The sequence below is a fragment of the Chitinophaga sp. RAB17 genome, assembly GCF_052114225.1.
In the GTDB taxonomy this organism is placed as follows: domain Bacteria; phylum Bacteroidota; class Bacteroidia; order Chitinophagales; family Chitinophagaceae; genus Chitinophaga.
Genome location: NZ_JBFREI010000002.1, coordinates 985,846 through 1,012,560 on the forward strand (window position 1 = coordinate 985,846; position 26,715 = coordinate 1,012,560).

Below are 26,715 nucleotides of genomic sequence, written 5' to 3' on the forward strand. Positions count from 1 at the left end.
TCCATGTTCATGTAAAACAGTAAGCCATATGCCCTTATTAATCGTTATTGCTGCTATTATTTTACTGGTCATACTGGTAACCTGGCTGCGCTTAAATACGTTCCTTTCTTTCCTGATAGTGTCTTTGCTGATGGGGCTGGCGTTGCATATGAATGTAACGGACATTACCCAGTCTATTCAAACGGGGATAGGTAAAACGCTTGGCTCACTGATTGTGGTCATTGTTTTTGGTAGTATGTTAGGCAAGCTGGTAGCGGAAAGTGGCGCAGGGCAGAAGATTGCAGGTGGCTTAATGAACCTGTTCGGACCAAAATACGTGCAATGGTCATTGATGCTCACCGGCTTTATTGTGGGTATTCCCTTGTTTTATAATATTGGATTTGTACTAATGGTGCCGCTGATTTTTACGGTGGCAGCACGTACCAAATTGCCGGTGGTATACCTGGGTATTCCTATGCTGGCCTCTTTATCTGTTACCCATGGTTATTTACCACCTCATCCTTCACCGACTGCATTGGTACAGCAGTTTCATGCTAATATGGGAATGACTCTTGTATTTGGAATTATGGTGGCGATACCTGCTATTATATTGGCAGGGCCGGTATTTTCCCGTTTTCTCAGGCATTACACGAATCCTCCGGGAAAAATGTTTGTGGGGGCTCCCATTCCGGAAGAGCAGTTACCTGGCATGTTTACCAGTCTTTTTGCGGCATTGTTACCTGTATTTTTACTGGCAGTAACAGCGCTGGTGAAAGTATTTGTCAGGGAAGATGATATCATTTATCATGTAGCCACCTGGTTGGGAGAGCCATTGATTGTGATGTTACTGGCGGTATTAAATGGTATGTATTTACTAGGATTGGGAAGAGGAATGCCGGCAAAAAAAGTAATGGGTATTATGGATGAAGCGGTAAGAGACGTAGCCGTTATTATTCTTGTAATAGGTGGTTCCGGTGCGCTTACACAATTATTGCATGATAGTAAGGTAAGCAGTTATATTGCTGATACCTTACAGAACATGCACCTGCATCCGCTGTTACTGGCCTGGGGTATTGCAGCTATTATACGGGTATGTATTGGATCTGCTACGGTAGCAGGGTTAACTACTGCCGGTATTGTAGCGCCTATGATAGCGGCTTCAGGTGTAAATCCTAATCTCATGGTGCTGGCTACCGGAGCAGGCAGCCTGATGTTTTCACATGTAAATGATGCAGGTTTCTGGATGTTCAAGGAATACTTTAACTTGTCAGTGAAGGATACCATCAAAACATGGTCGGTGATGGAAACGATTGTTTCTGTTACGGGTTTGATCGGTTGTTTGCTGTTAAGTTTGGTGGTATAACGGATAAGTATATACGTAATTATATTTCTTTTGTCTGCGTACGGGGAAACGATAAAAATAAATTGGTATAAATTTTTTTTCATGGAATGGTATCAGCTTACAAATGCCGCACAAATTGACTCTCCGGCTGTTGTTGTTTATAAGGATAGGGTAGCAGAGAATATTACGTTGCTAAAAACGATGATCGATGATGTGCAACGGTTACGCCCACACGTAAAAACAAATAAAATTGCGGAAGTGGCGCAACTAATGCAGGAGGCGGGTATACAGCGTTTTAAATGTGCCACCATTGCAGAAGCAGAAATGCTGGGAATGGCAAATGCTTCGGATGTATTACTGGCATATCAGCCGGTAGGGCCAAAGATTGTACGTTTACTGGAACTGGTACAGAAATATCCTCAAACATCCTTTTCGTGTATTGTAGATAACCCGGATGCAGCACTGGCTATCAGCGGTATATTTGCCGCACAGGGAAGGCGTTTGCCGGTATACATGGATTTGAATATAGGAATGAACCGCACCGGTATCAAACCTGCTGCAGCGGCACTGGAACTATATCAGTACCTGCATACTTTACCAGGAATAACACCAGTAGGACTGCATGCTTATGACGGTCATATTCATGATACGGAGATGGATATACGAAAAGAAAAATGCGATGCGGCGTATGCACCGGTAGCCTTGCTGGCAGAGCAGATAGTCGCCGTCGGCCTTTCGCAGCCGGTTATTATTGCCGGTGGTAGTCCCACTTTCCCCATACATGCAAAAAGGAAAGATATTCAATGTAGCCCGGGTACTTTTATTTTCTGGGACTGGGGATATGGCAGAAACTTGCCGGAGCAAGCATTTAAATGGGCCGCGCTGGTGATCAGCCGGGTAATTTCTGTCATCGATGAAACGCATATTTGCCTGGACCTGGGGCATAAATCGGTAGCAGCTGAAAGCCCGCAGCCAAGAGTACATTTTCTCAATGCACCGGCAGCAGAACCAGTATCACAAAGTGAGGAGCACCTGGTACTCAGAGTCACAGATACGACATTATATCCGGTAGGCACCATGTTTTATGGTGTACCACTGCACATTTGTCCCACAGTAGCTTTATACGAAAAGGCCTATGTGGCGGAAGGGAATACGGTTACAGCCAACTGGAGGATCGTAGCCCGCGACAGACAGATTATTGTTTAAGACACGAAAAGCTAAAGGCATAAAGCAAAAAGCTATTGAAGCGAATGATTAGAGCGGAACAATATCCACTTTATTCATTCGCTTCAATAGTTTTTTGCTTTATGCCTTTAGCTTTTCGCTCAGTAGTACAAGTTTGACAAAACATTTGTTTCATCATATGACTTTGGTTTCAAGCCAAGGTACTCTGTGTACTGTGTAAGCGTAAGCAATGGTTTTAATTTTGATTGCAGGCCATTTTGCATGCTGTTCATCTTGGTAGTATATGCTTTCAGATTACTTTGTTGCAACGGTTGAATAGCTATTTTTTGTTTTAAATAGCCTGTTACAATATTGAGTAATTTCGGCTTTTGTATGGCCGTTAGCTGCAGCGATTTATCCAGCTTACTTACAATGGAACTGGCCGTACCATCTATATTCATTGTAGGTGCCTGAAACAGCGTATTGACGGGTATATTCGTAGCAAATGCTGTATAGGAAAAGGTGAAGACCAGCAATAATCCAGAGGTGATCAGTTTTTTCATGTATAGCGTGGATTTGATTTTGGTGATTGCTATTTAAATATACTAAATAGTCTTTATTGCATCACCATTTTTACGTATTGTATTTGCGTGTTTCCTTCTTCATCGATGGTAATATATTCGGACAGTATTGTTTTGTTATTAATCCATTGCACCATACCCGGTCCCCAGTCAGTCAGGCTCACTTCTCCCACAGGTTTGATATCATTATTATTCACGGAAAACAGTTGAAATCCATTTGGATCAAAGGCAGCCACGAGGTCCATGGAGGAGGTGAGGAGATATTTTTTGTCGGGCGAAATAGCAGGAGCAGACCAGGTCATCATGGAGTCTCCGTTCAAGGCATTCACCAGTTCAAAAGCACTGCCTTCATAATAGGTAACAAAAAATCCTTTTCTTTTAATAACGGGATAATTGGCGGCATAGGTGTATCCGATATAGTCTTCTCCTTCGCTGCTATTGTTGGCCATCACTCTTTGTTTGCCATTTTGCAGTTGAATGGTGAGCCGGGTACCTTCCCGTTTTACGAGGGTATCTTTTGCCAGTACATCTGTTTCGTTGGAATCCACCGGAGGGAGGGGATATTTGTCAAAATCTTTTTTCTCAATAAAGTAGACAAAAAATGTTTTACTCCCCATCTGAAGGGTATCATCAGGGATATTATGAATGGCTGGTGGTGTAGAGTCGTTGGCTGCGGTAGTAGTATTGCCTGCCTGTTTATTTTTGCAGCCAAGTACCAGTATAGTGGCAGCACATAGCAGGAACCATAACTTATTCATCATCTTTTGTCGCATTTAAGTGTACAAATGTAAGTATTTAGACCTTTGTGAGGATGCTTAGACGGATAGTCTTTCTCCATCTGCTTTTGTTAAAGTGAAGAAGAAAAGATACCCGATAAGAGCGCCACTCAGAAAGCCAGCCAGGTGTGCCGCGTTATCCACTCCTTGCGAGATAACCGCAGCTATTACGTTTAATACTATAAATAAGCCTATATAAGCAAGGAAAGCCTTACGTGTTTCCCTGTGGAAGAGAGGAGTTGTCAGCAGCGCCAGAAACACCCCATAAATGCCAAAAATAGCTCCGGATGCCCCCACTCCAACAGCACTTTTATGAAACCAGATACTGACATAGTCGGATAAAAGGCCGGTAATGATATAAGCCCCACCATACCGGAGACTACGCAGTACAGGCTCCAGGAAAAAACCACCAATGAACAATCCCAGCATATTGGTAAAAAGGTGCCATAATCCGGCATGTAAAAACATACTGCTTAATAATCGCCAATACTCCTGATGATGGATGGTCAAAGGCCAGTAGTTGGCACCGCAGTGCAGGAGCTGTGTGCCATTTCCCCACCATATATCCATTCCTGTTAGGATGGTAAACAGGAACATTCCCACATTTATACCAATCAGCACCAGTGTAACCGGCATTTTTTTAAGTCGGTCTGTGATTTTCATCTCCTAAAAGTTAATGAAAAAACACCAATAACGCTTTACTCGTAGCGATATTCCATTATGAACTCGGTATCTATATCCTGTTTGGTGAAACCTACACTGTGCAGGTGCACCCATGCTCCGGTTGGATATCCGTTACCATTGTAGTTATAAGTGTATTGCACAACAGTGGAACGTTCATACTCCTGGAAATGTTGCTGATAGATGGATTTTTCCTTTTCTGTAATCTTCACCAGGGAAGGGTTATTGGTACTCAAATGTAGAAAGGCATTGTTAAGGTCTCCCATTGGGCTCAGGTGAATAACCGGTGCTACTGCATGGCTGATGAGCAGCTGGTTTAAAATCGGATGCATAGGATTAATAGAATCATCCCACTCATAGTGGGCGGTTCGCAAAGTAATCAGGGTATCTTTTTGCTTACCGGCAAAGGTATCAATGCAGATATCTTTCCGTTCAGGATTGCCCTGCTTGTAGTTCCAGCTGATCGCCTGCGTGGAATCAGAATATTTCATTACTTCAGGGAGGCCTTTTTTCCAGCGGATACTGGCAGAACGTAATGGACGCTCCTGGGCATCAAAATATTGTATGGCGGTAACATTACCCTCTTTATCCCAGGCAGTTACCGTGGCACGTTCCTGTATCTTGTTGGTGTTGGTATCCCGGCTGGATAATGTCATGCCGGTAATGCGGTGGGAGCTATCGTAAAAAAAGGTGCTGATGTTGGTATCATTCAACTGTTCATGATGCACCAGTTCCTGCAGATTGCCTGCAGCATCGTAGTGAAAAGTATATTGGGGAATACTGTCGCCACGGATACCAATAGTCGTCAGCCGGGGAACGGCTGCCTTGTATTTATTGGTACTACAGGCTGAAACAGTGATAACGATCAGTAAACAGTAGATAACATTTTTCATACTCATGGCGGAATAAGGGTATGAAAATACTAATAAGATTTGAGTTTTTCGGCGGTTGATTGGGATGCGGCATGAACGAAACACAAACGCGATCATGCTGACACAAAAAAATCCCGGACTGAATCAGCCCGGGAAGTTTCTTTTTCCAACAAGTTGGAATATTACTCAGCTACTACTTCAAATTCCAGTTCGGTTTCGTTGCCTTTACCGAAATCGAGGCGAGCTTTGTATGTACCCAGTTCTTTAACGTCATCCAGGATGTGGATGCGGCGACGGTCGATTTCATAACCTTTCTGTTCTTTAATTGCACGTGCAATCTGAACACCAGTTACGCTACCGAATATTTTACCGGAAGTACCGGTTTTAGCGCCAATTTTAACAGGAGAAGCTTTCAGAACTTCCACTACTTTCGCAATTTCAGCCAGCAGTTTCTCTTCTTTCACTTTCTGCACCTTCAGGCGTTCCTGCAGTTGCTTCATGTTAGAAGGGCTTGCTTCCACTGCAAATTTCTGAGGAATCAGAAAATTCCTGGCGTAACCATTTTTTACGCTAACCAGTTCATTCTTCTGACCCAGGTTATCTACGTCTTGTATTAAGATAATTTGCATAACTTCTTACTTTAAAAGGTCAGTAACATAAGGCAATAAAGCCATTTGACGAGCTTTCTTAATAGCCTGGGCTACTTTACGCTGAAATTTCAGGGAGTTACCCGTAATACGACGTGGCAACATTTTGCCTTGATCGTTCAAAAATTTCTTCAAAAACTCCGCGTCTTTGTAATCTACGTACCTGATGCCCAACTTCTTGAAACGGCAGTATTTCTTCTGACGTTTCTCGGTTTTTACGGCCGTTAAGTACTTGATTTCTTGTTTCGGTTTAACTGCCATAGTTTTAAGCTTCAGTGGTTTTAGATTCAGCATTTACGCCATGTCTTTTGCGGCCGTTGTAAGTAACAGCGTGCTTATCCAGCGCAGTAACCATGTGACGTAATACATTTTCATCGCGATTCAGCTGGATTTTCAGCTTCTCATTGAGGTCGGATGGCGCATTGTATTCCAGAACAACATACATTCCTGTAGTTTTCTTCCGGATAGGATACGCCAGTGATCTTAATCCCCAGGGATTTTCGTGCGTGATTTCTCCGCCGTTATCTTTAATGATATCAGCGAATTTCTTCTGGGCGGCTTTGTAGTCGTCCTCGGAAAGCACAGGGGTAAAGATCACCATCAATTCGTAGTTCATAATTCCCTGTTTTAAATGGTTTAATTAAAAAATTAGGACCGCAAAGATACTGAACTATTCCTTATTTCCACGCGATTGACCCGTTATTCCCCAAATATCTTGCGATGTATGTGTATTTTATTGATAGTCAGATGAATAGGATATAAAAAGCCGCCCCGGTGGCCCAGGGCGGCGTCTCGTTTGCATGGTTTTTTCAAAAAGATCAGTGGTTAACGAGAATCTTGCTAACCTGCACCTGTTCACCCGATTGTACCCGCAGGAAATAAATACCCGTTGGCAGCTGCCCTATATCAATAGTTTTATAATTTTTGCCCTTCATCAACTCTGTACGACCCTGGTAGCGGACACGACCTTGTACATCTATCAACTGCACATTTGCCTGTCCACCACGCGGCCAATCAATCCAATACTGCAATTGGCGACCAAATATACACCACAATAACTTCCACAACAGATCTTTATCAGCCATGAAAACCAATTTCACCGGACTGTACCGGATACTGCTATCCAGGCCCACTATTTTTAACCGGTATTGAGAAAATCCGAACCAGGGCTTCTCATCATAGGTAATATAGGCCGATGCTTCCCGTGTAGTGCCATGAGCCGCAATGGTATCTATCGCCTCATACGTCTGATAATTCCTGGAACGCTCTACCACAAAGTATTTACTGTTGATTTCATACGGTGTATGCCAGCTCAGCAATACCTTGCTGCCATCCCCTTTGGCATCAAAACCAGTGACAGGCAAAGGATTCGCCAATACCGGCAAGCTATAACGACTCATTACCGGGTAATGATCCGTAGTAGTGCTGCCATAACTGCTCACCAGTTTCTCTACCTGCTTTTGAATACTTGCAGAGCCTGCCAGGTAGGCCACACCTACTTCATTGGAAGCAATGACATTGTCAATAACTGAAGGGAAACTGATGGTAGATCGCTGCCCTGACAAACTTAACGGCAAAGTCAGCGGCCGGTAGTCACTGCTGTCATTCATGAAGTCGATGTAAGATGTGGTGCTATCCGGTAATAACTCCGTAGTGATGGTTTTAGACAAGTCATCATTAAAATCTCCCAACATAATAATATTACTATAAGGGTATTGAAGATCCAGGGTGTCCTTCAGTTCCTTTAAGCCATCCTTACGCCGGTGCCAGGAAGTAATTTTTTCCGGCTTGGTACCAGTATTGGCTTTGGCATGTAATAATACAAACTGTATCCGCGCCGAATCATTGTCCAGTTTGGCGGTGGCTTCCATCAGATAAGGGAAACGTCCTGAGGACCAGTTATAATAAGCATTGCTGCTGCCGCCTTTTCGTAGTATACCGTAGGTCCGGATCTTCCTGATCACAGCTGTTTTATATACAAAAGCCAGTTTCTGCGCACTCACATAATCCACATCTGTTAGGCTGTCGGCGTAAGATCCAAAATCGGATAATACATAACTATAACCCGGCAGCTGGGCTACCACTGCCCGGAAGCGCGCCGTGTCCACCACTTCTGCCAATGCAAATATGTCTGCATCCAGCTTTTTAAGTATGGTGGTCACATTCACCTGTTGCAGACTATCATTCGCAGGGTCCTGTGCCGGACTTCCAAACCATTCAATATTCCAGTTAACTACTTTTAAAGAGCGCAGCGAAGTACCGGATAACGTAATGTGATGGTCGGAGAAAGCCGTGCTGCTAAAGCTAAGCGTACCGCTGTAAGGTTGTCCGGTGGCTGCAGGAGCAAACTGTATATATACATCCTGCGGACCGGCATTAATGTCTGCCAGTGTAAAGGTTACCTGGTTGCTGAAGGTGCTGTCGTTGCGTGATATTTTGAAACCCGCAGGAGCACTGATATTCAGATCACTGGTAAAATCATTGGCCCAGAAATGAATGCTTTGCGCCTCCGATGTTTGCCCGGATTTCACATAATCGAAATCAAGTGTAGCAGGGCTACTGTTCAGGGTGGGCGCTGGTGCGGCAGTGGTATCTGTAAGCACAAAATCATCTATTGTCCAGCGTGCTGCCTGTACCGATGGACCTGAGGTATACACAAAAGCAACGTAAACACTACCTTGTTTGAATGGCGTAAGATTTATACCGGAAGATAATTTCCAGACATCACTGCCGGCATCAGGAAAGCGACCATTGATGGTCGTCCAGGTGGCCAGCCGCGGATCACCATTACCAGTATAGTTGGTAGACACACGGAGACTAAGGGATGGACCAGCAAAGGCAGTACGACTGCTGAATTGTAACAGTGGAAAATGTAAACTTGTCAGATCAAAAGCCGGAGAAATTAACCAGTCTTCATTCTCAACCGGACCTCCGCTATAGCCATTGATTTGTATGCCATTGCTGTTATTTTGACCAAAAGTGGTGCAGCCCCATAGTTGTGCCCCGCTTACACTATATTGGGTAAAACCTCCACTGAGGACACTACTGCCACTGGGTGTACAGTCGTTAAAGGAATAGCTGAGTTCCTGACTGCCGGTAGCAAAGCCCCATTGCGTGCTGTCGCTGATGCCTGCAAACGCATTGCCTGACAGGTCTTTTATTACACCGCTATCTGCTGTAATATAATAATGCCGGTTGGGCTGCAGTATTTTTTTAATAGTGAGTACATTATTATTAATGATTACCGCAGCATTATTTATAGCCAAACTGTCTGTTGTACCCGTGTTGCTGTTGTGCAGGAAAATGAATCCATTACCTGCCTGTATATTTTCGCTGAAGGTGATCTGGGGAGATGTTACAGGAGACACTCCCACCGCAGCATTGGCCGGAACCAGGTTGCTGATAACTGGTGAAGTAGTATCACTGCCAGATCCGTTTGCCAGAACGTTATCAATGGCAAATCCAGGTCTGGAGCCAGCTCCGCTGATTTGTCGGTTTACCCAGCGTAACTGCACCAATGCCTGGTTATTACAGGCGGGGGGTAACAGCACTGATTTATTGACAGCATGCTGTGGCAGGGTAACACCCGATCCGGTTTGTGTAATAGTGTCGTTCTGATAGGCTGTCTCTCCGATATTAATAAAACTACCGGTGTCGCCTATACGATATTGTACAATCACTTCATTTACGCGAGTGTTTGAATTCCCATCGTAAGGATTCCTGATAGTCATTACATCGTAACTCAGCTGCACATTTTGTTGCCCGCCTGTGTTGACAGAAAGTACCAGTGCATTATCCACACTGCCACTGTTTAAGAACCCAATTTTACCGGTGTAGTTGTATACACCATTAGCGGTGGATGATGCGCTGCCATTAGCTATTAGTGGTTTATCACCGGAAGGCGCCGCGGTATTAAAATTACCGGAAGGCGCACCGGTTAACAACCATCCCTGCCACCCATCCGGGTAGGTAGTGGCAGACGAAGGAAGGGCATCAAAATCCTGTTGATATGGCAATGGCCTTGCCCCAGGATTAGTTTGCCCAACCACGTTGTTGCAAATAAGAATACCAATAAATAATAAGGAGAATAGAGGTTTTTCCATAGTATGTTTTTAGAAAGGGGTAATCAGATTTCGGTATCTTAAATCTACGGAATTCATACCATCCTTCATATGATTTTTTTGTTAATAGTTAAGATCCTTAACTATATCATATTTTCATATGAATGCCACGCTTACTTAGGTTGGGTAACAAAAGAGGCAAATGGAAATAGCGGTCCCTCTTTTCTGATAAAATTTTGTGTGGACAAGTATAGGTTCTGTATATTCACAGCCTGCTGTATTTATATTTTATATTTTTTTAATTTGTGTCTTGTCATCTTGTCAGTATAACCCTGCTGGCACACACTTTGAAAAATGTTCACGAAAAAAATCAGATAACCAATGCAAAAAGGTGCAATACGTGTTCAAACAGAGAACATATTCCCAATTATTAAAAAGTTCCTGTATTCCGATCATGAAATTTTTATCCGCGAGCTGGTAAGTAATGCTGTGGATGCTACCCAGAAATTAAAGACGTTAGCCAGTGTAGGGGAGTTTAAAGGAGATCTGGGCGACATTGCGATTGATGTAAGAGTAGACAAGGAGAAAAAGACGATTACTATTGCAGATCATGGTATAGGTATGACTGCTGAAGAAGTGGATAAATATATTAACCAGGTGGCATTTTCAGGAGCGGAAGAATTCCTGAAGAAGTACAAAGGGCAAGAGAATGGTACCAATATCATCGGACATTTTGGTCTTGGTTTTTATTCCTCTTTCATGGTGAGCAGCAAAGTGGAAATCTTCTCCAAATCCTGGAGAGAAGATGCTGCAGCGGTTCGCTGGGAGTGCGATGGCAGCCCGGAATATGAACTGGAAGAAACCACCAAAGCTGACAGGGGGACCGAAATCGTGATGTATATCAACGAAGAAAGTGAAGAATTCCTGGAAGATGGCCGCATCCGTTCTATCCTGGAGAAGTTCTGTAAATTCCTGCCTGTTCCGGTTACTTTTGAAGGTACACAGATCAACAATACCAGCCCTGCATGGACTAAGAAACCAAGTGAACTGACCACAGAAGATTACCAGAATTTTTACAAAGAATTATATCCATACGCAGAAGCACCGTTATTCTGGATTCATCTGAATGTGGATTATCCTTTTAATCTTACTGGTATCCTGTACTTTCCGAAAATTAACAAGAGCTACGAGATGCAGAAAGATAAGATCAATCTGTACTCCAACCAGGTATACGTAACAGATGAGGTAAAGGACATTGTTCCTGAATTCCTGATGTTGTTGCATGGTGTGATCGATAGCCCGGATATTCCGCTGAACGTGAGTCGCAGCTACCTGCAGGGAGATCCGAATGTAAAGAAAATCAACGCACATATCACTAAGAAGGTAGCGGATAAACTGGATGAAATCTTCCGTAATGACCGTGTTTCTTTTGAAGATAAATGGGATTCTATCGGTCTTTTTGTGAAATACGGTATGATGACCGATGACAAGTTCATGGACAAAGCCAACAAATTCCTGATCATGGAAGATGTAGCCGGTGGTAAATTTTATACCCAGGAAGAATACCGTACTGCAGCGGCAGCACTGCAAACCAATAAGGAGCAGAAGCTGGTGGTGCTCTATGCTACCAACCCGGTACAGCAGGACAGTTATGTACAGGCTGCAAAAAATAAAGGCTTCCTCGTAGTGAAGATGGAAACCATGGTAGATGCCGCTTTCATCAACAATATGGAAATGAAGTGGGACAATGTTTCTTTCACCCGCGTGGATGCAGACATTGCAGATAATCTGATAGATAAAGACGAGAACAGCACCACTGTATTATCGCAGGAGCAGGAAGGTACACTGAAAGAATTGTTTGGTGCACAGGTTACCCAACCTAACATCAAAGTAGAAATGAAAGGTTTGAGTACTGATGCGCAACCAGTTATTGTTACCCGTCCGGAATTGATGCGCCGTATGAAAGACATGGCGGCTATGGGCGGTGGCGGAATGAGCTGGTATGCCAATATGCCTGACGAAATAAGTATGACGGTGAATGCGAATCACCCGGTATATACGCAGATACTGAAAGAAAGTGATAATACATTGCAACAGAAGCAGATAAAGAATCTGGCGGACTTGGYACTATTATCGCAGAATTTATTAACAGGAGCGGATCTTACCGCATTTGTCAATAGAAGCGTGGAACTGATGGGAGAAAGAAAGTAAAAAGTAAGATAACTGCACAATAAAAAAAGTATTTCATTTCCTGGTTTTTTAGTTTTTATTTGCAGCAACCCCTGAAACTGCATATAATATTAAATAAGGCAGGAGAAAAATATTGTAAAACCTATCCCCTGGCATATTGCCAGGGGATTTTTAGTTTATAGTAGTTATATGAAAAAAAGAACAATTAAAATTTTAAGCCATGTCATTGTGTTGAGTACGCTCGCACTTTTTTCCTGTTCGAAAACAGAAACCACACAGCCAGTTGCAACAAATCCACCGGTGACGACCACACCTGTAACGCCACCACCGGCAGGGGATACTTTTCCCCAGCAAACGGCCGGTATCACCATACAAAAAATCGATACAAAGGGTGGGAATATCAGTAACTATCTGCTATATATTCCGAGTACTTATAACAGTGAGAAAAGCCATAAGTGGCCGGTTGTTATTTTCCTGCACGGGGTTGGAGAAATGGGGAATGATATTAATGTACTGAGAAATGTAGGACTGGTAAGGGTTGTGAGTGGAAAACCTTTTGTGATGATTGCGCCACAATGTTTAAGCGGTTGGTGGAATCCACAATATCTTGATGTGCTCTATAAAGAAGTGCTGGCTAAGTATCATGTGGACCCCAGCCGGATTTATCTGACGGGTTTAAGCATGGGCGGATATGGAACATGGGATTGGAGTTCTGCTCATCCTGAGAAATTTGCTGCTATTATTCCAATTTCCGGAGGTGGGGATGTAAATCGTATGCCGGCGTTGAAAACGATGCCTACATGGGTTTTCCATTCAGCCGATGATCCAACTGTAAATGTGGAGAATTCGCGGGTGTTGGTGAAAGCCCTGAAAGCAATTGGAGGAAATGTACAGTATACAGAGTATCCTAATGGTGGCCATGATGCCTGGACACGTACTTACGCCAATGCCGATGTATATACCTGGTTGTTAAAGCAGCATAAATAATTGGTTGATTTTTATTCAGATATTTTACCTCAGGAGGGGCATTCACCGGAACAAAATATCTGAATAGAAATCAATTATTTCCGATTCTGATATCAATTACTTTTAGCTGGAGAGAGGTTTGACCGTTCCATTCATTTTCATCCAGTGAAAAGACCATGTCAAAAGGTTTTTTGCCGGCCATTACCGGGAATTTTTCCGCCATATAAAAACCAATCCCGGACATGGTGGGGCCATATCTCCCCTGTTTTACAGAAAATTTGATGTGTTCATCTTTTACAATCTTTGAATAACCGTTGTCTACAAGATTTCTGGCCAGGAAAACAGGGCGTAGATTTTCTGGTCCCAGGGGTTCAAATTGTTTAAGAATATTAAAAAATGCCGGCGTGATATCGGAGAAATGAATTTCTGAATCAATAACTATTTCCGGCACCAGTTGATCCGGGTGTATAGTTCTGGCCACTACTTCTTCAAAACGTTCCTGAAAAGCTTTTACATTTTCTGTTTTGAGGGTCATCCCTGCTGCATAAAAATGTCCGCCATAGTTTTCGAGCAAATCTTTACACTGGTGAATGGCTTCATATACGTTAAAGCCCATAACAGAGCGTGCGGACCCTGCTACCTTATCGTTTGATTGTGTAAGAATAATTGTGGGGCGATAGTAATATTTATCAATCAACCTGGACGCAACAATTCCTACTACTCCCTTGTGCCAGTGGGCCTGGTAGAGGACAGTTGATTTTCTGTTGGCAATGTCCACATCATTTTGCAGGAGCAAAATTGCTTCCTGGGTAATGGTGCTGTCAATTTCTTTTCTGTCGAAATTATCTGCGTGTAATACGGCAGCAATAGCGGCTGCTTTTTCCACATCATTTTCTATAAAAAGGTTGACCGCCTTCCGGGCATCATCCATTCTGCCGGCCGCATTCACACGTGGGGCAATCACGAATACGAGGTTGGCAATGGTTAACTTTTCTTTTAGCGCACTGAGGGTAATCAGCGCTTTGATGCCGGGCAGCGGATCTTCATTTACTTTTATGAGACCATGAAAAGCCAGTATCCTGTTCTCTCCGGTCATGGGAACAATATCTGCGGCAATGCTGGTGGCTACCAGATCGAGGAATTTATTGGCCTCGGCGGATGGTAATCCTCTTTTTTGAGCAAAAGCGCAGATCAGCTTATAACCGATACCACACCCGCTTAACTCTTTATAAGGATAGGGACAGTCTGCCTGTTTTGGGTTCAGAATGGCTACTGCCGGAGGTAATATGGCGTCGGGAAGGTGGTGGTCACAGATGATGAAGTCTATTCCCCATTCCTTGGCCACAGTAATATGTTCTATAGATTTAATGCCACAGTCCAGGGCTATAATCAGGCTGAAATCATTATCCCGGGCATATTCAATGCCTTGCATGGAAATACCGTAGCCCTCACGGTAGCGGTGTGGGATATAAAATTCAATATTGCTGTAGAGTTTCTGTAGAAAAGCGTACACAGTAGCTACTGCAGTGGTGCCATCCACATCATAATCTCCGTAAATCAGTATTTTTTCATGCTGGAAGAAGGCCAGTTCTATACGTGAAATGGCTTTATCCATATCTTTCATCTTCCATGGATCATGGAGATCTTCAAGCGTAGGGCGAAAAAATTGCCGGGCAGCCTCAAAGTTGGTTACACTGCGTTGTACTAATAACCGGCATAGCAACGGGTGTATACGCAATGATGACTGTAGTAACTGTTCCTGATTTGGTTGATATGCCTTTACTGTCCAGCGTTTTTGCATTATTTTATTTTAAAGGCTTAAGCTATCCGCTTCTTCCGCATATTACATTATTTTTTATTCTTTCTAAAATGTTCTGTCAGTTGTAAATCTAACAAGAGATTCCAGTCCGTTTCTGACAGCATTTTCAGGGAACTTATTTAAAATGGTAAGGGCTTCATCGCGGTATTCAAACATTTTTTGTCTGGTGTAATCAATCCCCCCGGATGCTTTTACCAGGCGGATGACTTCTTCTACGCGGTCTTTATCGGTATTGTGATTTTTTACTATGTTAATAATTTTCCTCCTGGTTTCTGTGGATGCATGTTCCAGCGTATAGATGAGTGGCAGGGTCATTTTTTTCTCGCGGATATCAATACCGGTAGGCTTACCGATTTTAGCGGAACCATAATCGAAGAGGTCATCCTTTATTTGAAAGGCGACACCTACTTTTTCTCCGAAAAGGCGCATTTGTTCCGTGGTGTGTTCATCATTGCTGCTGCTCCATGCGCCTGCAGCGCAGGCAGAGGCCAGTAATGAGGCCGTTTTGCGACGGATGATCTCGAAATAAATATCTTCCTTGATATTCAGTTTACGGGTTTTCTCAATTTGCAGCAATTCCCCTTCACTCATTTCTTTCACCGCTTCAGATAATATCTGTAAAGTTCGGAAGTCATTATTATTAAGAGATAGCAGCAGGCCTTTGGATAGCAGATAGTCGCCAACCAGCACCGCTATTTTATTTTTCCATAAAGCGTTGATAGAAAAGAGGCCCCGGCGTTCGTTGGCGTCATCCACCACATCATCGTGCACCAGTGTAGCAGTATGTAGCAATTCTACCAGTGCTGCTGCACGGTAGGTACTCTCCTGGATATTGTCGCTGAAAAGTTTTGCTGATAATAAAACAAACATGGGCCTGATCTGCTTTCCCTTGCGCTTCACAATGTAATGCATGATCCTGTCCAGCAATGGCACATGACTTTTTACTGAATCTGCGAACTTACTTTCAAAATCCTGTAATTCTTTACCTATCAGGTGTTTAATGTCATCCATGTATTAAATAAAAAAGGATTGCTAAGCTAGGTTTTATAAATCACATTTTAACATTTTGGCCTTTAATTTGTATATGGAGTATAACATTCCTTTAACATGAGGTAAAGATTCCTTTAACACGAGGTATGCATAAGTTTAACTTAACTGGATTTAAGGTATATAAATACTTTCATTTAAGCTCTAATATTGAAGGACTTATCAATGAAAATAATATTGCAAGAAAAATTTGTATATTCATTTATGATATTTACCTTTGCTAGGTAAAAAACGGGTTATTAGTAAATTTTTAACAGTTTTTAATAAAAAAAACAATTATGGCAAGCAAAAAGTACTTATTACTGGCAGGCGCTGTGGGTTTACTATCAGCATCTTCTAGTTTTGCACAGGTTCAACCAACCGGCTATGATGCTCTGGATAGCACCAAAGTGTCTAGCAAGCGTATGGTACAACAAAATAACTTCACGAACCACCAATCGAATTTCCCGGCGAAACCGAGAGATATGTGGGAACTGGGTTTTAGTGGTGGTTTACACCTGATTAGCGGAACTGTTCCTCCCCAAGCAGGTTTCGGTGGCGGTATCTCCCTGAGAAAAGCACTGGGTCACACTTTCTCCCTGAGAGCTGAGTACATCGGTTCCATTGATAAAGGTCAGGATTACAGACTGCGTCCTACTATCATAGCTAATGGTAATCCATGGGCTAAGACTGCGGCGCTGAACGGTGGTCAGATCATTCCGAACTACAAGTCTCAGAATCATCAGCTGTCTTTGGATGTGATCGCTTCCCTGAGCAACATTCTGTTCTACAGAGCTGAACCTAAAGTTAACTGGTATTTACTGGGTGGTTACTCTATCGTAATGGCTGATGTTGACGTTGATGCATTAGATGCTGCAGGTAACGGTTACAAATACGATCCAGCTAAACTGGGTGGTAAACGTTCTGATATCAAGAGTTATATCAAGAGTGTTCAGGACAAAAAGTACGAACAGAATGCTCCTTCACAGGGTAACAGAACTTCCATTGGCCGTAAGGATGACAACCAGTTGCTCCGTCACGCCCTGGATCTCGGTACTGGTGTAGCGTTTAAAGTTTCTAAACGTTTCAACATCGGTATTGAAGAAAAAATCACCATGCCATTTGACGCATACCTGGATGGATATGCTAATCCTTATGGTTCTTCTAAAGATTTCTATTCTTACACCAGCTTACGTCTGAACTTCAACCTGGGTAACCCAGCTAAACGTGTACAGCCATTATGGTGGATCAACCCACTGGAATACGCTTACAGCGAGCTGAGCAACCCACGTCACATGAAGATCCCAGCTCCGGTTCTGCCTGATGCTGATGGTGATGGCGTAACTGACCAATTCGATCGCGAACCTAACACCCCAGCAGGTGCACCAGTTGATTCTCATGGTGTTGCTAAAGATACTGATGGTGATGGCGTTCCTGATTTCAAAGACAAACAACTGATCACACCTACTTATTGCCAGCCAGTTGATGCTGATGGTGTTGGTAAATGCCCAGATCCAGAATGCTGCAAAAACATTGCTCCTGCAGTGACTTGCGCTAACCTGGTTCTGCCTAGCGTTTCTTTCAAAGGAAGCACTACCAAAGTTGGTAAAGATCAGGAAGCTATCCTGGCTTCTGTTGCAGCTACCCTGAAATCTAACCCATCTTGCAATGTCCTGGTAACAGGTCACGCAGGTGCGAAAGGTAAAAAAGGTGGTGTTGACCTGAGCAGCCGTCGTGTTGATTCAGTTATCGACTACCTGGCTGACAAACAAGGAATCGACCGCGGTCGTTTCATCAAACAAAACACTCCTGGTGAGTCTGGCACTGTTGATTTAGCTCCTGCTAACTAATCAGTATCACTCATTAAGATGATAACTAAAAAAATCCCCGCCCGTTCATTCGGGTGGGGATTTTTTTATTCACTAAACACTCCTTTACGATTTATTGTTGGAGTGTCAATATTTACCCCTAATTTTGAAGGCTTTTTAACCAACTTATTATTACGTGGGAATAAACATTAACAGGGTCTCCCTGGCAGGTCTCGTAGTAGCGCTCGGTATTATCTACGGCGACATCGGAACATCTCCACTTTATGTTTTCAAGGCCATCGTAGGGGGCAACCCCATCAGCGATCTGCTGGTGATAGGTGGTATCTCCTGTATCATATGGACACTAACCCTGCAAACCACCGTTAAATACGTTATCCTGACCCTCCGGGCAGATAATAAAGGGGAAGGTGGTATCTTTTCACTGTACGCGCTCGTAAGACGGCATGCCAGATGGACCGTTATATTCGGTATGATCGGCGGCGCGGCCTTACTCGCTGATGGTATTATTACACCTCCCATTACCGTCACCTCTGCTATTGAAGGGTTACGAACACTGGAAGTTTTCAAAGACCTGGGACAGCTGACTATCGTAAAAATAGTACTGACCATCATTACAGGCCTCTTCGTGATGCAACAGTTCGGTACCGTTTCTATCGGTCGTATGTTCGGCCCCATCATGGTACTGTGGTTTTCTATGCTCGGTATACTCGGCATTTCACACATTGCCGATGACCTCAGCATTTTTAAAGCTTTTAGCCCCCATTACGCTATTGAACTCTTAACTACTTATCCTAAAGGTTTCCTGATACTGGGTGCAGTATTCCTGTGTACAACAGGGGCAGAGGCCCTGTATTCTGACCTTGGACACTGCGGTAGGGGTAACATCAGGATTTCCTGGATTTTCGTTAAATCCTGTCTTATTTTGAATTATCTGGGCCAGGGCGCATGGTTGCTGACACAAAAAGGTCAGATTCTCCCTAAAGACCAGAATCCGTTCTTTACCATTATGCCGGAATGGTTCATCATTTTTGGTGTATTAATTGCCACACTGGCTTCCGTAATCGCCAGTCAGGCATTGATATCCGGGTCCTTTACCCTCATCGCGGAAGCCATGCGACTCAATCTCTGGCCGAAAATGCGGGTAAACTATCCAACGGAAATGAGAGGGCAACTCTATATTCCCGGTATCAATACGATGTTGTTTGTCGGTTGTGCGGCTATTGTAATGATCTTCCAGGAGTCTTCCAATATGGAGGCAGCTTATGGATTGTCTATTACCATTTGTATGCTCATGACCTCCTGTCTCTTTGCCTTTTACCTGTATACCAAACGAGTATGGGTCGGGTGGATACTACTATACCTGGTCGTCTATTTTACGATTGAATTCTCCTTCCTGTTTGCGAATGTTATTAAATTCATGCACGGAGGTTATGTTACAGTGATAGTAGCCGGTGCGTTATTCCTGGTGATGATTGTCTGGTTCAAATCCCGTAAAATCAAAAACCGTTATGTGGAGTTCGTGCGACTGGAAGATTATCTACCTATTATCCAGGAACTGAGTAATGATACATCAATTCCCAAATATGCCACCCACCTGGTATATATGAGCAGCGCGGATAACCCTAAGGAAATAGAACATAAGATCATCTATTCTATTCTTAATAAAAAGCCTAAACGGGCTGATATCTATTGGTTTGTACATGTGGATGTGGTAGATGAGCCTTATTTAAGTGAATATTCCGTACAAACAATTATCCCGAATGAAGTGATACGCGTGGAATTCCGCCTGGGATTCAAAGTGGAACAACGTATTAACCTGATGTTCAGGATGGTGGTGGAAGATATGGTTCGGAACAAAGAAGTAAATATCACCAGCCGTTACGAATCATTGAGTAAGAATAATGTAGTAGGAGACTTCCAGTTCATTGTAATGGAGAAGTTCCTTTCACATGATAATGATTTGCCTTTGTACGAAAGGATGGTCATGAAAATGTATTTCTTCCTGAAAAAGATCAGTTTATCGGAAGAAAGAGGCTTCGGACTGGATTCCAGCTATGTAACCATTGAAAAGTATCCTTTGGTAGTAGCACCTGTTACGAATCTTCAGCTGAAGAGGATTGTGCATTAAAATATTTAAGTTTTTACAGATGGGATTTTCAACGTGAACAACGTTTGAAAATCCCATTTTTTTTGAATATCGGCATTCCTGACGATATAATTTTTGATCATCCCTCCTGATTTCCACCTATCCCACAAATTGGATATTCCCATTTTTTTTATAGATATTGGGGTGTAAGGGAGCCGGTTTCTGTACTGGATATTGGTTCCAACTTCTGAAAAAAGCTAAATTTTAGTAATGGTGAACAAATTTTTTGGCGTGCTGGTAATGCTGGCATTGCAACAAAACCTATGGGCGCAAACAGCTCCTGGCAACGATTACAGGGAACTGCCCGATCCAAAACCTGTAAATAAAGCCTCCTGGGCCGCTGTTAATGACGCCCGGCTTCACGTAGCATTCGGTACTGCAGATACACGTTATGAAAAGCGAAATGCACCTGGTAACGACCTTCTCAGGGACACCTGGAAAGCCACTGCATGGAAAGGTGAGCGTATCCACACTCAATTGGTGATCTGGACAACTATTGCCCAATCAGCTGTTACTATTCAGGCGTCGGCCCTACAGGATAACAAAGGCCATCAGATTGGTGCTAATGCAGTAACAACTGGCTTTGTAAGATATGTAATGACCGATGGTTTGAATAAAGACGGTGGTGGCTGCGGATATCGCAAACCCGGGGAATTTGACTCTTCACTGGTAGCAGATGGCATCGACATCCTCAACAAAAGAGATATTGCCGCCAATAATACACAACCTGTTTGGTTGAGTATACAGATCCCTGCCAATACGCCAGCCGGTGTATATAAAGGCACTGTGAGCGTAAAAGGCGGTGCCACTGCGGTAAATATGCCTTACGAAGTAACGGTGTTGGAGCATACATTACCCGCTCCGAAAGATTGGAGCTTCCACCTGGATCTGTGGCAGAGTCCTTATGCGATAGCACGTGTATATGGCGTGAAACCCTGGAGCGAGGCTCATTTCAAGGCAATGAAGCCTTACATAAAAATGTTGGCAGATGCTGGTCAGAAAGTGATTACCACCACCATCATTTACGATCCATGGAATAGCCAAACGGAAGATATTTATGGCACTATGGTGAAATGGACAAAGAAAAAAAATGGGGGCTGGGCTTATGATTATACTATTTTTGATAAGTGGGTACAGTTCATGATGGATCAGGGTATCCGTAAGGAAATCAACTGCTATAGCATGATTCCATGGAATCTGAAATTCTATTATTATGATGAAGCTGCTGCAAAAGACACTTTCATTGTAGCCAAGCCAGGTACACCTGAATATAGCGCTCACTGGCAACCTATGCTGAATGATTTTGTGAAACACCTGAAAGCAAAAGGATGGTTTAATATCACTGCTATTGCTATGGATGAAAGACCTATGGAAGATATGCAGCAGGCGATGACCGTTATCCGTAAAGCAGATAAAGATTTCAAATTATCATTGGCAGGTTCTTATCATGCACCACTGGCCAATGAAATTCACGACTATTGCATTGCTTTGAGAGAATCATTTCCTGCAGATGTGCTGAAAGCACGTTTGGCGAAAGGTTTGCCGACTACTTTCTATACCTGTTGTACAGAAGGATTTCCTAACACTTTCACTTTTTCGCCTCCGGCAGAATCTGCATTTATGGGATGGCATGCTGCTTTGAAAGGATATAACGGTTATTTGCGCTGGGCATTTAATTGCTGGGTCGCAGATCCATTACAGGATTCCCGCTTCCGTAGCTGGTCAGCCGGAGATACTTATTTCGTATATCCGGGACCGAGATCTTCTATTCGTTTTGAAAGAATGGTGGAAGGTATACAGGATTATGAGAAGATAAGAATTCTGAGGGCCGAATTTACTAAGGCGAACAATACAGCAGCGTTGAATCAACTGAATACTATACTGAAACCTTTTGAGGAAGAAACGCTGAAAACCACTCCAGCAGCGGCTGTTTTAGATGTAGCCAAACAGGGATTGAACAGTTTATGATTTACAGTCGATATAACGGTAAAGGTTAAACGTTATTTATAATAATCTTCGCAATAGCGTTACTATAAAAAAAATCCTCCGGGGAACCGGAGGATTTTTTTTAACACAACTAAAAAACAATCAAATGTGTTCATCAATCGGGCTTTTTCCCATCTAAAAAGGTATTGATTGTATTAATTTCTGTATGATTATTTTGTCCGGGATCGCTCACGGTGTAATTAGAATAGAAATGCTCAGCGGAGCCGGCACCGTTATCCAGGTTTACATTTCTGCGCAGATAGGCGGGCACATTTTCCAGTTCCGCATTATTGTCCATGTTTTTCACATTGAAACTGATGCTGCGTAATTTGGCTACTCTCTCTGCCTGTTTGCGTTTCTGTTCTTCCAGATCTTCATATGCCTGTTGCATGGGTACTTCAGGAGGAGCTGGAGGTACATTTACGGCACCTTCATCTTCTTTATACACCATCTTCATTTCGGGAGTAGGTGTACCTGGTTCTACATATATATGAGACGGTCTGTTTAAATATCCTCCTGCCGCATTACCGGTTTGTGGCTGAATGATATTCACATTCGGCTGTTGGGCGTGTGCAGGTGGTATTTGTTGAACCGGCTGTTGAACAGGTTGTTGCTGTATTGGCTGCTGCATTTGCTGTTGTTGCATTTGCTGCAGTTGTTGTTGCTGCGCCTGTTGGATTTGTTGTTGTATCTGCTGCTGGTCAGGTTGCTGAGGTTGTGCTGGTGGTACCTGTTGGATATTCAGCACATAGTTCTGACGGGCAGGTGCAATGGGCGCCTGTTGTTGTGGCTGTGGTGGTGTATAAGCCATCACAGGTTCAGGATGTGTGATGACTGGTTCCATGAGACGTGGTGCCATCAGATCCTGTGGCTCCTGGAACAGCAGACCCTGTGCCTGTTGTACGCTCATTTTTTTTTCATCACCATCTTTCCCTAATTGCATTACAATTTTAGGTTCTACGCGCTCCGGGTTGGAGGGAGTGATTTTTTGCTGTGTGATTGGTTTTTGTTCAAAACCGGTAGCAATGATGGTTACACCCAGTTGCCTGTCCAGTGTCTGATCATAGCCCACACCCAGGATCACATCGCAATCTTCTCCGGCCTGGCTTTGTACATAGGCCTGGATAATATCCATTTCATCCAGTGTATGTTCAAATTCACCTTCAGAGGAAGAGATGTTGATAAGGATCCATTTAGCACCGCGTATATCGTTATCATTCAGCAACGGAGAAGTCAATGCGTCTTCGATAGCCCTTTGCGCACGGTTTTCACCTTCTGCCAGAGCAGCACCAAGAATCGCCACGCCACCGTTACGCATAACGGTACAAACGTCGGCAAAATCCACGTTGATCTGACCGGTGGAATTGATGACATCCGTAATACATTTGGCGGCAGTAGCCAGCACGTTATCTGCTTTTTCGAAGGCCGCCTTGAATTTCAGGTCGCCGAATTTCTGGCGTAATTTATCGTTGGAGATGATCAGCAGGGTATCTACATACTCTTTCAGGCGGGAAACGCCTTCGTCTGCCTGCAACATCCTTTTTTTACCTTCATAAGAAAACGGGGTGGTAACAATACCAACAGTCAAAATACCCAGTTCCTTACATATTTTGGCGATAATAGGAGCGCCACCGGTACCGGTGCCACCGCCCATACCGGCAGTAATGAAGGCCATTTTGGTATTTACCTCCAGTATTTTTTTGATTTCTTCAAAGGATTCTTCTGTCGCCTGTTTCCCTATTTCAGGATTCGCACCGGCTCCCAGCCCCTGGGTAAGGTGAGGTCCCAACTGAATTTTGTTGGGAACAGGGCTATTAGCAATAGCTTGTGCATCGGTATTGCAAATAATGAAATTTACCCCTTCAATGCGCTGGCTATACATATGATTCACCGCATTACTTCCTCCACCACCTATGCCGATGACTTTGATGATAGAAGATTTTTCCTTAGGAAGATCAAAATGTATCATGACTCTATACTTTTATGGGTTAGTACGATAAATAATAATGAACTATTAAGAATTAAGTGCGTATATGCTTTACTGTTACTATGGTTCATTTGTCCTGTCATTATTATTATCGGTTCTTAATTCTTATTATATTAACGTTTCGTTTTTGCAACAATTGCGCCATTTAACTTTTAAAGTTTTGCATCTTCTTCTTCTGTAAACATATCAATGATCTTTGTTTTCATTTTGTCTAAGAAGTTCTTTAATGACGCATTCCGCTCTTTTGCTTTCCTGTCCTGTATTTCCTGGCTGGTGGGGGCAGCTTCTTCTATCCAGTCGTCTGTTGGAGTAACTGACTGTGCAGCCTGTTCTTTGGCAAGATAGCTTGTATTAATTTTTACATAATTTTCTTCCAGTGCTTTACGATCATTTTCAAAATCATTGTATCCTTTCAGGATCAAGCCCACACAGGTAGCATACATAGGTTTGGTTAGTTCATCTATGTGACCACTTGCAAGGTGCTCATTGGGGAAACCTATACGGGCGCTTGCGCCGGTGGTGTATTCAGTCAGCTGTATGAGGTGTTTCAGTTGGGATCCGCCACCAGTGAGGATAATGCCGCCATTTAGCATTTTATTATCCATACCGATTTGCTTGAGATGATATACTACGAAATCGAGTATTTCACTCATCCGCGCCTGTATGATATGCGCGAGGTTCTTCACTGAAATTTCTTTGGGGCTCTGACCTCTTAATCCGGGAATGGTGATATAGGCATTGCTTTTAGCTTCATCTGCCAGTGCATAACCAAACTGCACTTTCATCTGTTCTGCCTGTGTTTTTAATACACCCAGCCCGTTTTTGATGTCATTGGTAATGTTTTCACCACCATAAGGAATTACTGCGGTATGTTTGAGAATACCTTCGTAAAACACGGCCAGGTCAGTGGTACCACCACCAATATCTACAATGGCTACACCTGCTTCAAAGTCCATGTCGCACATAACAGCAGCTGCAGAGGCAAGTGGTTGCAATACCAGGTCGCGGATTTTGAGACCTGATTTTTCCACGCTGCGGTTAATGTTGCGGATGGCGTTTTTATCGCCGGTAATAATATGGAAGTTTGCGCCCACCTTCACCCCAGACATACCAATAGGGTAGGTGATATTTTGCAAACTATCCACTATATATTGCTGCGGGATCACATCGATGATCTGATCACTCGCGGGAATAACTGTTTTGTACTGATCGTTGATCAGCTGGTCAATATCTTTCTGGGAGATTTCCGCATCGGTGTCGTTGCGCACAATATCGCCGCGGGTTTGCAAACTTTTTATATGATGACCGGCTATACCAACATATACTTCGTTAATCTCCAGGTTGGGGTTGGATGCATAACAATTTTCGAGTGCTTGCCTGATAGCTTTTATTGTTTGGTCAATGTTCAGCACCATACCGTGCTGCACACCAAACGATGTAGCTTTACCGAATCCCAGGATTTCCAGTTTCCCGTATTCATTCTTCCGTCCTGCAATGGCAGCAATCTTCGTAGTACCTATGTCGAGTCCTACAATGATGGGAGCTTCCTGATTCATGGCGTTTTTTGTTTTTTTGATGTGTTAACAGATTTATTCCCTGGCTTATACACTGCTTTAGGTTGTTGTTTGGCCGGCGCAGCAGCTACTTTTTCTTTCTTTGCCACTTTTACATGCTGCGTTTTAGCCTTTTCTTTAACTACCGGTGCCGGTTTCTTTTCCGGTTTTGCTGCTACTGTGTGCTCCGGTTTTACTGTTGCCGGTGTTTTTGCAGTAGAGTCTTCGCTGTCCGATATCGGCGGCTCATCCGGAGCTGTGAGTTTCAAACTATCCGTTTTGAAAACCGGTTGCAATGGAACTACGCCATCTTTACGGGTGCACACCACTTCATCGTCAAAGGCGATATTGATGCGCGAATAATTATTCCAGCCTACTTTATTCAATCCTTCTTTGTAAAAAGCCAACAGTTTGGTAAATTTCTTATCTATATCTATCCCTTCTCCGAAAGCGATGACCTGGTCTCCCAGTTTAGGTATGAACTCAAACCTGCGGTCTTCCGTAATCATTAGCTGTTCTACCTGTGCCATCCAGAAAGGATCATCACCAATATAACTTCCCAGATCGACGATCTGTGCGGTTAAAAGACTATCTGCCTTCTGCAGCTTTTCTGCATCTGTGGGAAAGCCGGTGAAGACAGGCACTCTGGCAGCATAACGACTTGATACCGGGATGTGTTCCCCGGCTCCATCGAGGTAAAAGCTATTCCCGGAAAAAGTGAATACCCGTGCTACTGGTTCGCGTTGCGTTACTTTGATATTCAGCTGCTGCCCGTTATCAAAATAAATCTCTGCATTCTTTACCCACGGATCCTGATCCACTATTGCTTCCAGCTGCGAAATGTTGATGTCGCCAATCCGTTTACCTACAGGATTCAGACTTTTATCTTTTGTGATCAGGGATTTTATATCCTTGGACTCAATAAAAAAGTTGTCATCTTTCCCTTCAAACTTCACCTGTATACCTTTGCACTTGCCGGCGTCTTTATCTTGTATAGCCGCTACCAGCAATACTATAAAGCCAGACAATGCCATTCCCCAAAGGAGAGCGATGCCCAGGCGTTTTAATATTGTGGTTGTTTTAGACAAGTATTTTAAAGTTTATGTGGTG

General features: G+C 43.4%; 20 protein-coding genes. 7 read left to right on the top strand and 13 right to left on the bottom strand.

Going from position 1 to position 26,715, the window contains the following annotated elements; genetic code table 11:
* The first annotated feature begins 28 nt into the window (after window positions 1-28).
* Both AB4Z08_RS10065 and AB4Z08_RS10070 read left to right on the top strand, forming a co-directional pair.
* Window positions 29-1,342: a gluconate:H+ symporter gene (locus tag AB4Z08_RS10065; protein WP_441573602.1), complete on the top strand. Its 1,314-nt coding sequence runs from the start codon at window positions 29-31 to the stop codon at window positions 1,340-1,342.
* 81 nt (window positions 1,343-1,423) lie between these two features.
* A complete protein-coding gene (locus tag AB4Z08_RS10070) occupies window positions 1,424-2,527 on the top strand; it encodes a D-TA family PLP-dependent enzyme (protein WP_441573603.1) in 1,104 nt (367 codons plus the stop codon).
* Between the two features lie 119 nt (window positions 2,528-2,646).
* Here AB4Z08_RS10070 and AB4Z08_RS10075 read toward each other — a convergent pair whose 3' ends face one another.
* The 8 genes from AB4Z08_RS10075 to AB4Z08_RS10110 form a co-directional block, all read right to left on the bottom strand.
* Complete coding sequence (locus AB4Z08_RS10075) at window positions 2,647-3,048, bottom strand: hypothetical protein (protein WP_441573604.1); 402 nt, start codon at window positions 3,046-3,048, stop codon at window positions 2,647-2,649.
* A gap of 53 nt (window positions 3,049-3,101) precedes the next feature.
* Window positions 3,102-3,827, bottom strand: a complete 726-nt coding sequence (locus AB4Z08_RS10080) for a hypothetical protein (protein WP_441573605.1) — start codon at window positions 3,825-3,827, stop codon at window positions 3,102-3,104.
* Window positions 3,828-3,881: 54 nt separating this feature from the next.
* Window positions 3,882-4,505 carry a rhomboid family intramembrane serine protease gene (locus AB4Z08_RS10085; protein WP_441573606.1) on the bottom strand — a complete coding sequence of 208 codons (624 nt, stop codon included), beginning with the start codon at window positions 4,503-4,505 and terminating at the stop codon, window positions 3,882-3,884.
* Window positions 4,506-4,540: 35 nt separating this feature from the next.
* Window positions 4,541-5,416 (bottom strand): hypothetical protein, encoded by an 876-nt coding sequence (locus AB4Z08_RS10090; RefSeq protein WP_441573607.1) that lies wholly within the window; start codon window positions 5,414-5,416, stop codon window positions 4,541-4,543.
* Window positions 5,417-5,577: 161 nt separating this feature from the next.
* Window positions 5,578-6,024 carry a 50S ribosomal protein L9 gene (gene rplI / locus AB4Z08_RS10095; RefSeq protein WP_079469410.1) on the bottom strand — a complete coding sequence of 149 codons (447 nt, stop codon included), beginning with the start codon at window positions 6,022-6,024 and terminating at the stop codon, window positions 5,578-5,580.
* Between the two features lie 6 nt (window positions 6,025-6,030).
* Window positions 6,031-6,303: a 30S ribosomal protein S18 gene (gene rpsR / locus AB4Z08_RS10100; RefSeq protein ID WP_133806446.1), complete on the bottom strand. Its 273-nt coding sequence runs from the start codon at window positions 6,301-6,303 to the stop codon at window positions 6,031-6,033.
* Between the two features lie 4 nt (window positions 6,304-6,307).
* Complete coding sequence (rpsF, locus tag AB4Z08_RS10105; RefSeq protein ID WP_245898643.1) at window positions 6,308-6,658, bottom strand: 30S ribosomal protein S6; 351 nt, start codon at window positions 6,656-6,658, stop codon at window positions 6,308-6,310.
* Between the two features lie 202 nt (window positions 6,659-6,860).
* Window positions 6,861-10,145, bottom strand: coding sequence for an Ig-like domain-containing protein (locus AB4Z08_RS10110; RefSeq protein WP_441573608.1), 3,285 nt, complete (start codon window positions 10,143-10,145; stop codon window positions 6,861-6,863).
* Between the two features lie 339 nt (window positions 10,146-10,484).
* Between AB4Z08_RS10110 and htpG the strand changes: the two genes are divergently transcribed.
* Together htpG and AB4Z08_RS10120 are read left to right on the top strand one after the other, a co-directional pair.
* Window positions 10,485-12,314, top strand: a complete 1,830-nt coding sequence (gene htpG, locus AB4Z08_RS10115; protein WP_441573609.1) for a molecular chaperone HtpG — start codon at window positions 10,485-10,487, stop codon at window positions 12,312-12,314.
* Between the two features lie 168 nt (window positions 12,315-12,482).
* On the top strand, window positions 12,483-13,280 hold the full coding sequence (locus AB4Z08_RS10120) for a hypothetical protein (RefSeq protein WP_441573610.1): 798 nt from the start codon (window positions 12,483-12,485) through the stop codon (window positions 13,278-13,280).
* Window positions 13,281-13,350: 70 nt separating this feature from the next.
* On the opposite strand, the gene recJ is transcribed toward AB4Z08_RS10120, so the two are convergent.
* Window positions 13,351-15,060 carry a single-stranded-DNA-specific exonuclease RecJ gene (recJ, locus tag AB4Z08_RS10125; RefSeq protein WP_441573611.1) on the bottom strand — a complete coding sequence of 570 codons (1,710 nt, stop codon included), beginning with the start codon at window positions 15,058-15,060 and terminating at the stop codon, window positions 13,351-13,353.
* Window positions 15,061-15,123: 63 nt separating this feature from the next.
* Window positions 15,124-16,089 (bottom strand): polyprenyl synthetase family protein, encoded by a 966-nt coding sequence (locus AB4Z08_RS10130; RefSeq protein WP_133806442.1) that lies wholly within the window; start codon window positions 16,087-16,089, stop codon window positions 15,124-15,126.
* Between the two features lie 314 nt (window positions 16,090-16,403).
* On the opposite strand from AB4Z08_RS10130, the gene AB4Z08_RS10135 reads away from it, so the two are divergent.
* From AB4Z08_RS10135 to AB4Z08_RS10145, 3 genes are all read left to right on the top strand, one after another.
* The gene (locus AB4Z08_RS10135; RefSeq protein ID WP_441573612.1) at window positions 16,404-17,954 is read left to right on the top strand and encodes an OmpA family protein; all 1,551 of its coding nucleotides are present in this window, start codon (window positions 16,404-16,406) and stop codon (window positions 17,952-17,954) included.
* 154 nt (window positions 17,955-18,108) lie between these two features.
* Window positions 18,109-20,061, top strand: coding sequence for a KUP/HAK/KT family potassium transporter (locus tag AB4Z08_RS10140; protein WP_441573613.1), 1,953 nt, complete (start codon window positions 18,109-18,111; stop codon window positions 20,059-20,061).
* A 228-nt stretch (window positions 20,062-20,289) separates the two neighbouring features.
* The gene (locus AB4Z08_RS10145) at window positions 20,290-22,047 is read left to right on the top strand and encodes a glycoside hydrolase domain-containing protein (RefSeq protein WP_441573614.1); all 1,758 of its coding nucleotides are present in this window, start codon (window positions 20,290-20,292) and stop codon (window positions 22,045-22,047) included.
* A gap of 133 nt (window positions 22,048-22,180) precedes the next feature.
* Here AB4Z08_RS10145 and ftsZ read toward each other — a convergent pair whose 3' ends face one another.
* The 3 genes from ftsZ to AB4Z08_RS10160 all read right to left on the bottom strand — a co-directional run bounded on the left by ftsZ (window position 22,181) and on the right by AB4Z08_RS10160 (window position 26,693).
* On the bottom strand, window positions 22,181-24,034 hold the full coding sequence (gene ftsZ / locus AB4Z08_RS10150; RefSeq protein ID WP_441573615.1) for a cell division protein FtsZ: 1,854 nt from the start codon (window positions 24,032-24,034) through the stop codon (window positions 22,181-22,183).
* Between the two features lie 170 nt (window positions 24,035-24,204).
* Entirely contained in the window at window positions 24,205-25,608 is a 1,404-nt protein-coding gene (gene ftsA, locus AB4Z08_RS10155; RefSeq protein WP_291922745.1) for a cell division protein FtsA, read from the bottom strand.
* Window positions 25,605-26,693 (bottom strand): hypothetical protein, encoded by a 1,089-nt coding sequence (locus tag AB4Z08_RS10160; RefSeq protein WP_441573616.1) that lies wholly within the window; start codon window positions 26,691-26,693, stop codon window positions 25,605-25,607. The genes ftsA and AB4Z08_RS10160 overlap by 4 nt, the downstream gene beginning before the upstream one ends.
* Window positions 26,694-26,715: the final 22 nt, after the last annotated feature.